The organism is Staphylococcus petrasii (assembly GCF_002902565.1).
Classification (GTDB): domain Bacteria; phylum Bacillota; class Bacilli; order Staphylococcales; family Staphylococcaceae; genus Staphylococcus; species Staphylococcus petrasii.
On record NZ_PPRC01000039.1, the window covers coordinates 1 to 15,910 of the forward strand.

The 15,910-nt window shown below is 32.4% G+C and carries 16 protein-coding genes; 6 read left to right on the plus strand and 10 right to left on the minus strand.

Annotation, left to right across the window (positions count from 1 at the left end; all coding sequences use genetic code 11):
• Positions 1–216: 216 nt before the first annotated feature.
• Positions 217–1,392, plus strand: coding sequence for a diglucosyl diacylglycerol synthase (locus tag CD127_RS07020; RefSeq protein ID WP_103366235.1), 1,176 nt, complete (start codon positions 217–219; stop codon positions 1,390–1,392).
• Complete coding sequence (gene ltaA, locus CD127_RS07025) at positions 1,370–2,566, plus strand: lipoteichoic acid biosynthesis MFS flippase LtaA (protein ID WP_169926754.1); 1,197 nt, start codon at positions 1,370–1,372, stop codon at positions 2,564–2,566. Before CD127_RS07020 ends, ltaA begins: the two co-directional genes overlap by 23 nt.
• Positions 2,567–3,048: 482 nt before the next feature.
• Here ltaA and CD127_RS07030 read toward each other — a convergent pair whose 3' ends face one another.
• Together CD127_RS07030 and CD127_RS07035 are read right to left on the minus strand one after the other, a co-directional pair.
• Positions 3,049–3,558 (minus strand): YjcG family protein, encoded by a 510-nt coding sequence (locus CD127_RS07030; protein ID WP_103366236.1) that lies wholly within the window; start codon positions 3,556–3,558, stop codon positions 3,049–3,051.
• Positions 3,559–3,750: 192 nt separating this feature from the next.
• Positions 3,751–4,512, minus strand: coding sequence for an esterase family protein (locus CD127_RS07035; RefSeq protein WP_103297537.1), 762 nt, complete (start codon positions 4,510–4,512; stop codon positions 3,751–3,753).
• A gap of 299 nt (positions 4,513–4,811) precedes the next feature.
• On the opposite strand from CD127_RS07035, the gene cozEa reads away from it, so the two are divergent.
• Positions 4,812–5,897 carry a lipoteichoic acid biosynthesis protein CozEa gene (gene cozEa / locus CD127_RS07040; RefSeq protein ID WP_103298915.1) on the plus strand — a complete coding sequence of 362 codons (1,086 nt, stop codon included), beginning with the start codon at positions 4,812–4,814 and terminating at the stop codon, positions 5,895–5,897.
• 258 nt (positions 5,898–6,155) lie between these two features.
• Here the strand turns inward: cozEa and fabI are convergent, their stop codons facing one another.
• The 7 genes from fabI to CD127_RS07075 form a co-directional block, all read right to left on the minus strand.
• A complete protein-coding gene (gene fabI / locus CD127_RS07045) occupies positions 6,156–6,926 on the minus strand; it encodes an enoyl-ACP reductase FabI (RefSeq protein WP_103366237.1) in 771 nt (256 codons plus the stop codon).
• Positions 6,927–7,102: 176 nt separating this feature from the next.
• Positions 7,103–8,947: a monovalent cation:proton antiporter family protein gene (locus CD127_RS07050; protein ID WP_103366238.1), complete on the minus strand. Its 1,845-nt coding sequence runs from the start codon at positions 8,945–8,947 to the stop codon at positions 7,103–7,105.
• Positions 8,948–8,956: 9 nt separating this feature from the next.
• Complete coding sequence (mgtE, locus tag CD127_RS07055; RefSeq protein WP_103366239.1) at positions 8,957–10,342, minus strand: magnesium transporter; 1,386 nt, start codon at positions 10,340–10,342, stop codon at positions 8,957–8,959.
• 23 nt (positions 10,343–10,365) lie between these two features.
• Entirely contained in the window at positions 10,366–11,256 is an 891-nt protein-coding gene (locus tag CD127_RS07060; protein ID WP_103366240.1) for an RluA family pseudouridine synthase, read from the minus strand.
• Positions 11,253–12,062 (minus strand): NAD kinase, encoded by an 810-nt coding sequence (locus CD127_RS07065; RefSeq protein WP_103366241.1) that lies wholly within the window; start codon positions 12,060–12,062, stop codon positions 11,253–11,255. Before CD127_RS07065 ends, CD127_RS07060 begins: the two co-directional genes overlap by 4 nt.
• 13 nt (positions 12,063–12,075) lie before the next feature.
• Positions 12,076–12,705, minus strand: coding sequence for a GTP diphosphokinase (gene yjbM / locus CD127_RS07070; protein ID WP_103329377.1), 630 nt, complete (start codon positions 12,703–12,705; stop codon positions 12,076–12,078).
• A gap of 16 nt (positions 12,706–12,721) precedes the next feature.
• The gene (locus CD127_RS07075; RefSeq protein ID WP_103298922.1) at positions 12,722–13,069 is read right to left on the minus strand and encodes a UPF0738 family protein; all 348 of its coding nucleotides are present in this window, start codon (positions 13,067–13,069) and stop codon (positions 12,722–12,724) included.
• A 233-nt stretch (positions 13,070–13,302) separates the two neighbouring features.
• Between CD127_RS07075 and CD127_RS07080 the strand changes: the two genes are divergently transcribed.
• The 3 genes from CD127_RS07080 (at position 13,303) to yjbH (ending at position 15,158) form a co-directional block, all read left to right on the plus strand.
• On the plus strand, positions 13,303–13,887 hold the full coding sequence (locus CD127_RS07080) for a CYTH domain-containing protein (protein ID WP_103366242.1): 585 nt from the start codon (positions 13,303–13,305) through the stop codon (positions 13,885–13,887).
• 84 nt (positions 13,888–13,971) lie between these two features.
• The gene (locus CD127_RS07085; protein ID WP_103298924.1) at positions 13,972–14,337 is read left to right on the plus strand and encodes a truncated hemoglobin YjbI; all 366 of its coding nucleotides are present in this window, start codon (positions 13,972–13,974) and stop codon (positions 14,335–14,337) included.
• 23 nt (positions 14,338–14,360) lie between these two features.
• On the plus strand, positions 14,361–15,158 hold the full coding sequence (gene yjbH, locus CD127_RS07090; RefSeq protein WP_103298925.1) for a protease adaptor protein YjbH: 798 nt from the start codon (positions 14,361–14,363) through the stop codon (positions 15,156–15,158).
• An 82-nt stretch (positions 15,159–15,240) separates the two neighbouring features.
• Here the strand turns inward: yjbH and CD127_RS07095 are convergent, their stop codons facing one another.
• Complete coding sequence (locus CD127_RS07095; RefSeq protein WP_103366243.1) at positions 15,241–15,897, minus strand: hypothetical protein; 657 nt, start codon at positions 15,895–15,897, stop codon at positions 15,241–15,243.
• Positions 15,898–15,910 lie beyond the last annotated feature (13 nt).

Here is a 15,910-nt window from a genome sequence, read left to right on the forward strand (position 1 = left end):
ATATATAGCTTTATAACAATACATTTGAACGCTTTAATGCTAGGATATAAGTATAAACAACGAGTATTCACTACCTCATTGTGCTATAATGCACTATAAATGAAATTCATAGGTTTTATATAGGTTATAAATTTCTTTTAATAATACTAATTTTAGCCTTCATATACTCCTAGTTTTTATAAGTGATAAATTTAAATTATTGGAGGGTGACTATTAATGGTTACTCAAAATAAAAAGTTATTGATTATTACCGGGTCATTTGGAAATGGTCATTTACAAGTAACACAAAGTGTCGTTAATCAACTTAATCAAATGAATTTACCTCACTTAACGGTGATTGAACATGACTTATTTATGGAAGCTCATCCTATATTAACTTCTATATGTAAGAAATGGTATATTAATAGCTTTAAATATTTTAGAAATATGTATAAAAACTTTTACTATAGTCGCCCTGACGAATTGGATAAATGTTTTTATAAATATTATGGCTTGAATAAATTAATCAATTTACTTCTTAAGGAGAAGCCAGATTTAATATTATTGACATTCCCTACTCCGGTTATGTCAGTTTTAACTGAACAGTTTAATATGCGCATTCCAATTGCTACGGTAATGACGGACTATCGTCTGCAGAAAAACTGGATTACGCCAAATTCACACAGATATTACGTAGCGACAGAGGATACGAAGAAGGACTTTATGAATGTAGGTATCCCTGCATCTGATATTAAAGTTACTGGTATCCCTATTTCAGATAAATTTGAAGAGGACATTGATAAAGAAGCATGGTTAACGCAGCATCATCTTGATCCAGAGAAGCCTACTATTTTAATGTCAGCTGGTGCCTTTGGTGTTTCTAAAGGCTTTGAATATATGATTGAAAATATTTTAGAAAAAAGTCCACATTCACAAATCGTAATGGTATGTGGCCGAAGTAAAGCTCTGAAACGTAATTTAGAATTACAATTTAAATCATATGATAATGTCCTTATTCTAGGTTATACCAAACACATGAACGAATGGATGGCTTCAAGCCAACTTATGATTACAAAACCAGGTGGTATCACTATTTCTGAAGGTTTAACTAGAAGTTTGCCTATGATTTTCTTAAATCCTGCGCCTGGTCAAGAATTAGAAAATGCACATTACTTCCAAGAAAAAGGATATGGCAAAATAGCTAATACACCTGAAGAAGCAATTGAAGTAGTGGCTGATTTAACTAATCATGAAGATACACTTAAAGCAATGAGCGAAAAAATGACGAATGAAAAAGTTGATTATTCAACATATAGATTATGTACCGACTTATTAAATATCCTAGATAGTTCATCACAACAACAGGAAATTTATGGAAAGGTGCCACTATATGCCAAGTTCTTCGTTAAATAATAAAAATATAAGTAAAAACTTTAAGATAATGCTTATTATTCTATTTTTAATGGAATTTGCTAGAGGAATGTATATTTTAAGTTATATTAATTACTTGCCTACTGTTACTTCTATCGCAGTAGGCGTAACCTCAGCAGCATTATCGATTCATTTTATTTCCGATGCCGCAACTAATTTTGTCATCGGTTTCTTATTGAAAAAGTTCGGTACTAAAATTGTCTTAACTTTAGGATTCTTGCTTGCTTTCGTCAGTTTATTTTTAGTTATCTTTTTCCCAGCAAATCCAATAATCATTATCTTTAGTGCTATCATGCTAGGTATTGCAGTTAGTCCTATTTGGGTCATTATGTTATCCAGTGTTGAAGAGAATCAACGTGGTAAACAAATGGGATATGTATACTTTGCATGGTTGTTAGGTTTATTAGTTGGTTGGGCATTTATGAATGTATTAGTGAAATTACATCCAACACGTTTTGCTTTTATGATGTCTCTAGTTGTCGTGATTGCATGGGTATTATATTACTTTGTTGATATTAAATTAACGAATTATAATACTAAGCCTGTTAAAGAACAACTTGGTCAAATCGTTGATGTAATGAAACGTCATCTTGTATTATTCCCAGGTATTTTATTACAAGGCGCTTCAATTTCAGCCTTACTCCCTATTTTACCTACTTATGCCACTAAAGTTGTTGGTGTTAGTACAATTGAATATACTGTCGCTATTGCGATCGGTGGTATTGGTTGTGCTATTTCAATGCTATTTTTATCTAAGATTATTGATAAAAATAGTCGAGGTTTTATGTATGGAATTATCTTTACAGGTTTCATATTATTTACTGCTTTCATCTTCGGATTATCATTAGTTACTAATATTATTATTGTTTGGATTGTAGCAATCTTCATCGGATTAATGTATGGTATTTTATTACCAGCTTGGAATACATTTATGGCAGGTCAAATTGATCCTTCTGAACAAGAAGAAACTTGGGGCGTGTTTAATAGTGTTCAAGGTTTTGGTTCGATGATTGGACCTCTATTTGGTGGTCTTATTGCGCAGTTCTCAAACGGTTTAAGTAACACATTTTATTTCTCAGCATTTATCTTCTTAATGCTAGCAGTATTTTACGGTATTTATTTTGTGAAAAGTGGGCGTAAACAAAAACACTCTTAATTAGTGGTTCTATAATAAAATGGACTGATGACTAAAAATCATCAGTCCATTTTTTATGTTTTGAATACAAAAATAGCGCAATTACCTCTATAATTATTAGCTACCACACCAAATAAAAAAGAAAGGTAATGCGCCTATGTGTAAGTCTATATTAAATACACTAAGAATTAAAGATAAAAATCTAAATTTTTCAGATGAAATAGATGAACCTAAGTGTTCAACACTTACGTAAGAAGTTCTAAGATGAATAACGAATGACGTTGCGCGACTCTTGACGGAAAAGAAAGAGCTTAAGACTACAGGCTTAAGGCTTTCCCGCAAGAAAGCGTCGCAACAAAATGAGTAACATTCATCTAAGAATTTCTTTATTTATAACACAAATTATCGTAAATTAAAAAGCCAGTAAATGTTATTATAAAAATCATTTACTGGCTATTAATCTAGAAATTATATCCTAGACGCTTATTCAATATATTAAATAATTACGCTAATTTGAAAGTATCAATCACTTTCCATTTATTTTCTTCTTCGTCATAACGTAATAATGAAAGTTCATCGATAATTTCTTTATGGTCTACCCCTGCTAATTCTACTTGACCATAGATATCTTCGAATTCTTGGCTAGATAAACCTTGAGCAATTGTAAAGTGAGGTACGAAAGGATGTTCCGCTTCACCGTGAAAATCTCCAGCATTAAACTTATTGAAAAGTTGTTCTAATTCATCAGTTTTCGCAACTTTAAAATAAATAACATTATTTGTAGGTTTGAAACTTGAAGCTTTTGTTGCATGTACTTCAATTGGTTTTGAACCTTCTAATCTTTTTGAAACTTCTTCTTTTACTGAATCTAACTCTTCATCATTAATTTCAAAATGTGATTTAATCGTAATGTGAGGCATGATACGTGCATATTCAGTATCATAACGTTTACGATAACCGTTCACTTCTTCTTGGAATGATTCTGACGGAATTAATGCTAATCCTATATTCATTGAAATTCCTCCTTTGTTTAACATACTACCATTATAGCAAAATTCTATATATTACGTTATTAGTTAATAGAATTTTTTGAAAAGGTTTACAATATTGAAATATTAAGCCTAATCTCCCTTTTCATTTTCGAAAATGAGTACTCCAACTGTGCTATTAATTAACAATACCCTTTTCCCAAAAAATATAACTATTTACACTTCATTAGATGGTAACGGAATATCTTCATTTAAGAAATAATTTAAAATATCAGCTAACATAGGCTTCCAAGATTTCCAATTATGACCACCATCAAATTCAGTGTATTGATAAGTAATGCCACACTGCTCAATGGCTTTAGAAAGTTCTCTGTTAGGCGTTAAAAAGTTCGCGCGTTCTCCATTAGTTGGAAGTTTAAAATCTTCTTCCTCTTTACCAATAGCATGCCAAATTGTTAATTCTTTATATTGCATACAACTATTTAATTTCTCAAGTACTGTGTGATCAGAATGCGGACTAAGCATAGCAACTTGACTAAATATAGTTGGATAAGTAAGCGCTGTAAGCAAGGCAATACTTCCTGCTAGACTATCGCCCATTAGTATTCTGGCATTCCCTACTTTGAAAGTTGGAAAAGTATTATCGATAAAAGGTAATAATTCTTTACCCACTGCTTGAACCGTCTTACTACTACGACTACCTTGAGGATGAAATTCTTCTCGACGTTTATCTACATCTTCATAATGGAAGCCAACGATAATAGCGCGTTGAATTTGATCTTCTCTTCTTAAGCGTTCATATTCACGTTGAATTCTCCCAAAACGTAAAAAGTCGAGTCCATCAAAACAAATGATGACTTGATATTTAAATAGTTCTGAATAATCTTCTGGCAGATAAACAGATAGCGTAACATCTCTTTCTAAAATATTACTATGTAGAATGTGTTTATTAATTTTACCAGGTTTAAAATTCGCCATTGTTATTGTTGCCCCCTCTAAATAATATCTTTATTGTACCAAATTTAAATAAGACTTTTAAATCACTGATTAATATTGAATAACTATATTTAGTTAAATACTTACAAATACATATTATTTGATTACTAAAACTTTCATTGTGCATTATTAACTATCTAAATTTTACTTTTATTGCATTTATTTATTTTGAAATATTATATTATAAAATCTTTTTAGTTATTAAAATTTTCCTTTTTAACGTTACTCATTTAATATATAATTATAATATTGAAATGATTATTCTAGGAGGAAGTAAGCTTATGCTTAACAAAGTTTGGTTTCGAACGGGGATCGCACTGATTATCCTGTTTGTACTAATTAAATTATTTATGGAAGTACAAAGCGTCTTTGCCCCTATCGCAACAATTATAGGCTCTGTATTTCTTCCATTTTTAGTTAGCGGATTTTTATTTTATGTCTGCTTACCTTTCCAAAATATTCTTGAAAAATGGGGCTTCCCACGATGGGCTAGTATTTTAACAATATTTATCGGTTTAATTGCGATTATTGCTATTATTGTAGCCTTTATTGCACCGATTATTTTTGCAAATGCTAATAACTTAATTAAAGCGACACCATCTTTACAACGTGAAGCTGAGAACATTATTAATTTCTCACTTAATCAAATGGATAAATTACCAAGTGATGTAACTGATCGCATTAATTCTGCAGTGAAATCAATTGGTGATAGTTTGACTGGTATTTTAGCAAATTCATTTGCTTACATAACATCATTTATTTCAACTGTTTTCTTATTAATTATGGTGCCTTTCTTCTTAATTTACATGTTAAAGGATCACGAAAAATTTATTCCTGCAACTGCTAAATTCTTTAAAGGAGAACGTAAAGTCTTTGTTGTTGATTTATTAAAAGATTTAAACTTTACTTTAAAATCATACATTCAAGGTCAAGTAACAGTAAGTATTATTTTAGGTATTATTTTATACATCGGATATACAATTATTGGTTTACCTTATACGCCATTACTTGTATTATTCGCTGCTTTCGCAAATTTAATTCCTTTCTTAGGACCATGGTTATCATTTGCGCCTGCCGCAATCTTAGGTATTATTGATAGTCCTACAACGTTCATCTGGGTATGTGTCGTTACGTTAGTTGCACAACAACTTGAAGGTAACGTTATTACACCAAATGTTATGGGTAAATCTTTAAGTATTCACCCACTTACAATCATCGTAGTAATCTTAGCTGCTGGTGATTTAGGTGGATTCACACTTATTTTAATTGCTGTACCTTTATATGCAGTACTTAAAACGGTTGCTAGTAATGTATTTAAATACCGTCAACGTATTATTGATAAAGCAAACAGTGATGTTAAAGATTAATATTTTTATTGAAAAGGGAGTGAGACAGAAATCTTAATTTCTTAAAAAGATTTCGTCGTCTCACCCCGGCAAGGATGACTAGGTTTGAAAAAAGCTTGATTTAAGCGCATTTTCAAATCAGTCAGCTACTGCCAATATGTTAACGAAGGCTGAGACATTTAATTATTGTCCCAGCCTTTTTTGTAATATATATGAAACTTCATTTTCCAAAAAATAAGACTTAATGCATTGAGCGCATTAAGTCTATATATCATTCGATTATTTAATTGCGTGGAAACCACTGTCTACATGAATATTCTCACCAGTTACACCACTTGAGAAATCACTTAATAAGTAAGCTGCTGTTTTACCAACTTCTTCTTGGTCAACGTTACGTCTTAATGGCGCACGTTCTTCGATTTCTTTAAGAATTGAATTGAAACCGCCAACGCCTTTTGCACTTAATGTACGGATAGGACCTGCAGAAATCGCATTCACGCGGATGTTGTCTGGACCTAAATCATATGCTAAATATTTAACGTTTGCTTCTAAACTTGCTTTCGCTACACCCATAACGTTGTAGTTTTGAACAGCAAATTCTCCACCTAAATAAGTTGTAGCTACAATACTACCGCCATTTGGCATGATTTTTTTAGCTTCATGTGCAACGATAGTTAATGAATATGAACTAATATCTTGAGCTAATAAGAAACCTTCGCGAGATGTTTCTGAGAAACGACCACGTAAATCTTCAATATTTGCAAAAGCGATTGAATGATATACGCCATCAATATTTCCAACTTCTTCACCAATTTTAGCGAAACCATTTACGACATCTTCATCTTTTTGAACGTCAATTTGGTATAATTTTGGTTCTTGTTGATTTAATTGATCTAATAATTTTTCTAATTCTTTACGGCTACGATCTTTACGATATGTAAATACTAAGTTAGCACCTAATTGGTCTAATACTTTAGCCACGCCAAATCCGATACTACGTTTATTGGCAATACCCATAATAACGAATGTTTTATTTTCAAGATTAATCATGCGAATAACTCCTTATAATCATTTATTATTTAATTTGTAAACATATTGTTTAAAACAATAAAGAATACTTTAATGAATATATTTTACCATTCTTACTAAAGATTTATAAAGCAATATCAGTCTTTTATATAAAAAGAAGGTACACCAACACGTGGTGGACCTCCTTTTCAAAAGTTCTAATAATAAAATTCAAGTTCTGATTTCAATTCATCTACATATTCTTTAGAACCTGTGACAATTAAACGGTCTTTATATCTAAGTTGTGTATCACCATGCGGGACGATAGATTCATTATTGCGAATAATTCGTACAAAGATAATATCGCCACCAAATGGGAAGTTACGTAATTGAATATTTTCATATTTATGATTAAGCATTTCAATTTCATATAAAGATGTCTCAACGTTACTTAAGATATTTAACATATTCGGTGTTTCAATTAAACCTTGAAGGAAGACCCTATTACTAATAAAGTTACTGAATACTTCAATACCTTCCACTTTCATTTCATCATCTTCACTACTACTTTCCAGTCTGCAGATAACTCGCTTCACATCATGTGCTTTAGCTAATTTAGCCACAAATCGGTTTAAGCTATCATCATTTGCTGAACATACTACGATATCTTGATCGAATAATCCTAATCTTTCTAACATATGTTCTTCATATTCCGAAATTTCAACCACTGTCACGTTATCTGATAAATTACGTTTATCACCTAAATCTTTACGATAATACAGAGTCACATTATATAAATGCGGTGATAAATTTCGAACAATCGGGATAGTTAATTGGTTTTTACCAATTAAGGCAATATCAATTTTACGGTTCGCTTCATCGGGAACCGGGAAGACCTTTTTGAAAATGATAGGTACAAACACACATGTAATAATTGCACTTAATATTAAAATACCTGACATTTCAGAAGAAATCGTATGTAATTGTTCCGCAATCTTTGCTGATGCGATGACTAATGACAATGTTGATGTTAATAAGAACGCTGACGCTATAGTCGTCTTGCTATCAAACCAGCGTCTGATAAAGAAGACTGGAATTAATTTTGAAATAATAAAAGCTAAAATTAACACAGGTATAATTAGTAATAATGATGGTTCTTTAATTAAAGAAGGAATATTTAAATCAACACCCACCATAATAAAGAATATCGGAATAAAGAAACCATAGCCAAACGAATCTAACGTATGCACTAATTCTTCGTCCGGTTTCAATAAAGAAACAACCACACCCGCTAAGAAAGCACCTAATATATATTCGGCGCCGACGCCTTCAGCTAAAGCGACCAATAATATAATCAACGCAAAAATGGCTCTAATACCTATTTGAGTTGTTCCGCCAATTAAACGATGTAAAAACTTCATACGTTTAAAGACGACACCTATTATGTAAAAAATAGCTGTAAAGACAAGTAGTATAGCTGATAACCATACAGAATTATCACTATTGCCATTGATACCACCATAAACAATTAATAAGACCATTGTTACTAAATCGGCTAAAACTGCAACAAGTAGAATAAATTGGCCAATGGTAGTACGCATAATATTCATTTCTTTTAACGTAGGTACTACGACGCCTAATGAAATAGTTGAAATGATAATAATCATTAATAAGACATCATCTACAAGACCTAACCATTTAAATACGTAAGCTAGGATGATTGAAATAATCATGATAAACGCAAATACTGTTAAAGCTAAATTAAGATGACTTGGCACATGTTTTTCATTTTTATTGGTACCTTGTCGATTACGAGTATCTTTCTTAAAAGTACTAAAATCAATTTCAAGACCACTTAAAAACATTAAAAAGATGAAACCAAGTGTTGAAAGAATACTAAGTACACTATCCTTTTCAACAATATTTAAAAATGAGTGGCCGAGAATTATCCCCATAATAATTTCAGCCACTACTACAGGTAAAAACGTAATATTTAACCTATTCACAATGATTGGTGTAAAAAATGCTGCTACAACTACAATTACTAGAGAAAAGAACTCCATTTTGTCCCCCTATGTTAAATATGACATGAATGTTGTTGCCAATCCGAAATAAATTAACATACTAACAATATCATTAATTGTAGTAATAAATGGACCACTTGCTACTGCTGGGTCAATATTTAATTTATTCATTATTAATGGAATCATTGAACCTACTAAAGTACCGACAGTCATTGCGATAGTGAGACTGCCACCAACGATAAGTGCTAAAAACGGTTGACGATATAAAATTACAATTATAATGAAAAGTATGATAGCACAAACAATACCTGATAAAAATCCACTACCCGCTTCTCTTAAAGCAACTTTAAACTTACTTTGCTCATCAATTTCTCCGGTAGAAATATTTCTCACAGAAACCGCAAGTGATTGAGTACCTGAATTTCCTGACATCCCACTGATAATAGGTATAAATGCTGCTAATAAAGCAACTTGAGACAATGTATCCTCGAAACTACCTAAAATCGTTGCGGTAATCATTCCTAAGAAAGTTAATACAATAAGCCATGGTAAACGTTTAGTCGCTGTTTTTACTACTGAATCGTTCGTTGAGTCGATATCTGAAACCCCGGCTAATCGAGAGTAGTCTTCACTAGCCTCTTCATCCATTACGTCTAAGATATCATCAATCGTAATAATACCTAATAGATGACTTTGGTAATCTACTACGGGCATTGCGATAAAATCATAGTCTCTCATTTTTTGCGCAACGTCCTCTTGGTCTTCTGCCACGTCGACACTAATCACACGTGTATTCATAATATCTTCAATGTAAGCATCATTTTCCGCAACAATTAAATCTCTTAAAGATAAGACACCGACAAGTTGCCCAGTCGTATTGACTGCAAAAATAACATAAATTGTTTCTGCATCAGGCGCTTGTTCTTTTACTAACATTAATGCTTCTTTTACCGGTGTGTCTGCATCTAACGAAATATATTCGGTAGTCATAATACCACCGGCAGTATCTTCTTCATAATGTAACAAGTCTTTAATTTCGTTTGCTTCATCACGATGCATTAACGTAAGTAAACTAGCTACTTTCGGTTTTGATAATTCATTTAAAATATCTACTGCATTATCGGAAGACATATTTTCCAATACTTTACTCGCATAATGCGCATCCATAGTATCAAATAAGTCTTCATATTCTTCTTCATCTATTTCTAATTGATCAAAGAATTCAGCGACTTCCTTAGGAGATAAAAACTCAAAAATCTTTTGTCTGTTCTCCGGCGTTGTATTTTCGAAATACTCGCTTTGTTCATATTCATGAATCGCTAGAAATTCTTCTCTAAATCGATCAATATCGTCTTGCGCTAAAATGTCGTCTAGTAGACGTTTATTATATTCTTCTAATTCATTTTTGTCGTTTTTTTCTATTTCTGACGACACGTGAAGTCCCTCCTATTTATAAATTATAATATATTATATATGTATTCTAATCGCTTATAATCAATAGTTATTTCAATTTCTTTATTATATATCGGATGTATAAATCTGACTTTATAACATTGTAAAGATTGCGTGTTAATTTTAGGATGGCTCCCATTATATAAATCATCCCCAACTAAAGGGTGGCCAATAAAATCAAAATGTACTCTTATTTGATGCGTACGTCCTGTATGCAATGTCACTTCACATAAACTCGCTTTATGATTATGCTTCAACGTTTTATAAGAAGTTTTTGCATATTTACCTGTTGGCGAAACTGTTCGCGTAATAATACTATTATCATCTCGTGCAATAGGTGCTTCAATAATACCGTTTTCTTGCGTTGGCCCATAACATACACAAATATAACGTTTGTCTACATTTATAGTGGACATCAAATGATGGATGTGACCATGTTTAGCGAAAATAACGATGCCGCTAGTATTACGATCCAAGCGTGTCACTATGTGAGGTACGATATTCTGTTGTAAATGTCGGTCATCAACTTCATTTTGCTTAGGAGAAGAATGATTTAGATAATACAATACACGCTCGATTAGACTATCATGGGGATGTTCTCTTGAAGGCGTACTATTTAACTGTGTAGGTTTAGCTACAACTATTAAATAATCATCTTCATAAATTACTTCAATCGGCGTACTTGAGGGAATAAGATATTCACTAGGATACTCTTGGGGTAACTCAACAACTAATTGATCATCTTGCTGCATCAATTTACGCACCGTGACAGGTAATTTATTTATAATTAAAGCGCCATTAAGTTTAATGGCGCTAATTGTTTTTTTAGAGTAATGGTGCCGTTGTAAAAATGATTTGAGCGTTTCTTCATGTTCAATATCATAAACAAATCTCATCGTTCATCGTCACTTTCAATAAACGAATCATGCACCCTTTTCCAAAACGGGAAAGGACGAAAACGTGCAAATCGTACTTTCTCATTAGCTACTCTAAATTGTATAGCATTCACATTTTTATGTTTCAGGCTTACGTGGTCAATCGTAGTGCGAATCGTATCATGGTTAACAGGCGTAATTAAACATGTGTGATGCTTTGGAAGCACTAAAGGCGAGCCTACTGTTCTAAATACTCTATTGTTAATTGAGGCTATTTCCGCAATTTGCATCGCTTCAAGCGAAGGATGAATAAGCGCCCCACCTAACGCTTTATTATAAGCAGTAGAACCAGATGGCGTAGAAATACATAAACCATCCCCTCTAAAGCGCTCAAAATGTTTACCTCTGATACCCACATCTACGACTAATGTAGAGCCATTTTCAGTTTTCATCGTTGCTTCATTAAGTGCTAAGTAACGTGTTTCATATCCATTATCATTATATCTAACAATGATTTCTAATAATGGATATTCTATAACTTGAAACTCTGAATTCGTTATTTCAATGATTAACTTTTCAACTTCATGAGGTAGCCAATCTGCATAAAACCCAAGATGTCCTGTATGTACACCTATAAAAGCCACTTGCGACAACATATGACTATATTGATGAAAGGCTTGTAATAAGGTGCCATCTCCTCCAACTGATATCACAATTTCAGGATTATCAGCGTCTTCAACCATATGGAAATCTTTCATATGGTTAATCATCTTATGTTTTAATGCATTGGACTTAGAATCTCCTTTAGACAAAATCGTATAACGCATCGTCTACACCCCATTAGTCATGTTTTTTAGCACGTTTTTGAGAATAATATTTCTGTGCTTCTTGAATTTCTTCTTTAATCTCAGACATCTCTTCATCTAATAGATAAGCCGCTTCCGCAGCGCGTTCAAGACGATGCTGAATTTCAGCAGGATAATCCCCATCATATTTATAACGTAACGTATGTTCAATAGTCGCCCAGAAATTCATCGCTAATGTACGAATTTGAATTTCAGCTAAAATTGACTTTTGACCATTTAACGTTTCTATTGGATATTCAATAATCACGTGATAAGAACGATAACCACTTTGTTTAGTATTGTTAATATAATCCCTTTCTTCTACGACTTTGAAATCTTGACGTTGACGCAACATATTGACTACCACATCTATGTCATCAACGAATTGACACATCATTCGTAGTCCCGCAATATCATACATTTCTTCACGCAATCGATCAAATGGGATTCCCCTTTTATTTGCCTTATCAATAATGCTTGTAATTGGCTTAACACGGCCCGTTACAAATTCAATGGGTGAGGCATGTTCTCCAACTTCATATTGTTTACGCAAACCTTTTAGCTTCACCTTTAACTCATCAACTGCTTGTTTATATGGTGTTAAAAATTGATCCCATTGATTCATAATGTTTCACTCCGCTTCACTTTAGTTCGAAAGTTTCTTCAACAGCTGAAACAAACTCCTTACCATAGTTATTATTTCCTTCAACATTCTCCAAGATATAATCTAATTCCTCTTGGAAATGCTCTAATACTAACTCATCATTCACGATAACTTTCTTGTCTCTATTCTCATGTAACATCGACCAAGTTTCTTGGACAAATATGAGATAAGAATAGGATTGACCATCATCTAATATGTATGCAAATCCATAATTATCGCTATCAACAAGCATTTGTCCTACTTCAACCAATCCATCAGTTGGATCCTCTGAGTAGCAATAAATGCCATCGTCTTTAATTTTAATTTCATTTACATAAATACGCATGCTTGTTCCTCCTTATTATTCCTTCCTAGTTTAACATAATTTAGCCTGATAACACACGCCCGAACTGAAGATAAACCCACAGTAAATTCAGTTATTAAAGTTCCATTTCCTCATCTATACCTTGAATATACGATTCAATTACTCAGAAATAAGGTTATCGCTTTAAATTTTTAAATTTCTCCCTCATAATGAAAGACAATAATGATTAAACCATGCATATAGAGGAGTAACACATGGCTACAAATAATGAAATAGAATTCAAACAATTATTAGATTCTCAAACTTACGATAAATTTAGAGCTACTTTTTTTGAAAATGCAGAACCATTTACGCAAACAAATTATTACATTGATACGCCAGACTTCAAACTGCGCGATCATAAATCAGCATTAAGAATTCGCGTAAAAAATGGTACTTATGAAATGACATTAAAAGTACCAGCCGAAGTTGGCTTAACTGAATATAATCATATGGTAGATATTATTCCGTCAATCGATTTAGCAGTATCAAAATCTGAATTACCGAATGATATAAAAACTATCTTAGATGACTATGGGGTGGAAGAACACGAATTAAGCATCTTAGGTGCATTGACTACATACCGTATGGAAACCCACTATCAAGATGAATTGTTAGTATTAGATAAAAGTGAATATTTCGATAAAACCGATTATGAATTAGAATTCGAAGTACATGACTATGAAAGTGGCTTAGAAAAATTCAATGCTTTATTAAGTAAATTCGATTTAAAACATCAAATTCCTAAAAATAAAGTCCAACGCTTTTTTGAATATAAAGCTCAAAAAGCTAAATCTTAAGCGAACTTAGTCAAAAGTCAAATTACTTTTAAATGTAAAAATTCATGTTATATTAGATATATATTAATGGAAATTGGTGATATTATGTCTAAAACACCGTACGAAATTATAGGCGAAACAGCACTCTATGACATGATTGACCATTTTTATTCACTAGTTGAAAAAGATGACAGAATCAATCATTTATTTCCTGGGGATTTCAAAGAAACGAGCAGAAAACAAAAACAGTTTCTTACTCAATTTCTAGGGGGACCTAATTTATATACACAAGAACATGGACATCCCATGTTGAAGATGAGACATATGGAATTTAAGATAACAACATTCGAACGTGACGCTTGGTTAGAAAATATGCACACTGCAATTACCGAAGCTCAATTTCCAGCTGGAGTTGGAGATTATTTATATGAAAGACTGCGTCTAACTGCTAATCACATGGTAAATTCCTAAATTTAATTGAAGGTGAGTAAAACATGGCTGAAGAACTTAAAATTGTAGACAATAAAAGTCGTGAAGATGCGAATCTGTCACCTGTAAATAAAATCGAAATTTATTCATTTTTTGATCCGTTTAATACAGATTGCTTCAAGTTATCAGCGATTATTTCAAAGTTAAGAATTGAATATAAACAATATATCCGTATTAGACACATTTTAAACCCGTCTTTAAAGGTTCTTACTAAATGCCAAGCTCAAAGTACATCAGACTTTGACAACATTGCTTTAGCTTATAAAGCGGCAGAATTACAAGGAAGATTAAGAGCGGAACGCTTTATTCATTTAATGCAGAATGAAATTATTCCTAAACGTGATATCATCACTGAGAAGATGATTTGCGATTGTATTAAAAATGCTGGTTTAGACTATGATGTTTTTAAAGAAGACTTACAGAAGAATAAACTTACTGAAAGCTTAAAAGTAGACTTGCATATTGCACGTGAAATGGAAATTGAACAAGCACCCTCATTAGTATTCTTTAATGAAGATGTTCACGAAGAAGGATTAAAGGTTGAAGGACTATATCCTTATCATATTTACACTTATATTATTAATGAATTAATGGGTACGCCTATTGAGAAGAACCTTCCACCTAAAATTGAACACTATATTCAAAAGAAACAACTCGTAACTATGGAAGAACTCCTAACCATTTACGAGTGGCCAGAAAAATTACTTACTAAAGAATTAAAGAAACTTGCTTTACAACAAAAAGTTGAGAAACTTGATTATCCTGAAGGAGAATTTTGGCAATCAAAAATGCCTAAAATATAACTTTTATAATAATGAAAGCTTAGCCATTCAATGATTAACGAGATTGATATCATTGAATGGCTATTTTTATATCTACCACATGTTAAGGTTGGACAATGCCATTTTTGATTTTTACCTTATCACCAGTTTGTATCTTGTCATATTGATCTTTAGGCAAGACGATAACTCTATCTCCATGTTTAGTTTTAATAGTCACTGTATATAATGATTCATTCTTTTTCATTTGATGTTTTAACATATTGAGCTGATAGCTTTTATCTTTTTTCTCTTGATCATGAACGTGAGTAGCAATAAGATAATAAAAAAGCCAGTTATTATAATACCCAGTGGATAAATATTGGGCTGCCATTGGTGAAGAAGAACTATATCTTCTTTTAGGGTTCAATAATGAACGTGTTTGACGACTATATTGATTAGATCCTTGTTGTTTTTTAGCAGAGCTTCTCATAGTATTTGAAGTAATACTACTAGTTCTAGCTGCTTGTTCAGCTGCACGTTGACTTGATTGTCTTGCTGAACGTGACGCATTAGCTGCACTTGAACGACTCATTGACGAACTAGAAGACGTAGAACTTCTAGCAGCTGATGAACTGCTCGAAGAAGAACTGCTAGCACTCGAAGAAGAACTACTTGAAGAGCCTCCACTTGAAGTAGCTGCATCTAATTGATTTGTAGCCCCCGCAGTATATAACAATCCGAGTATGCTTAAACAACTAACTACTTTAAATACTTTCTTCATTCAACGCCCCCCT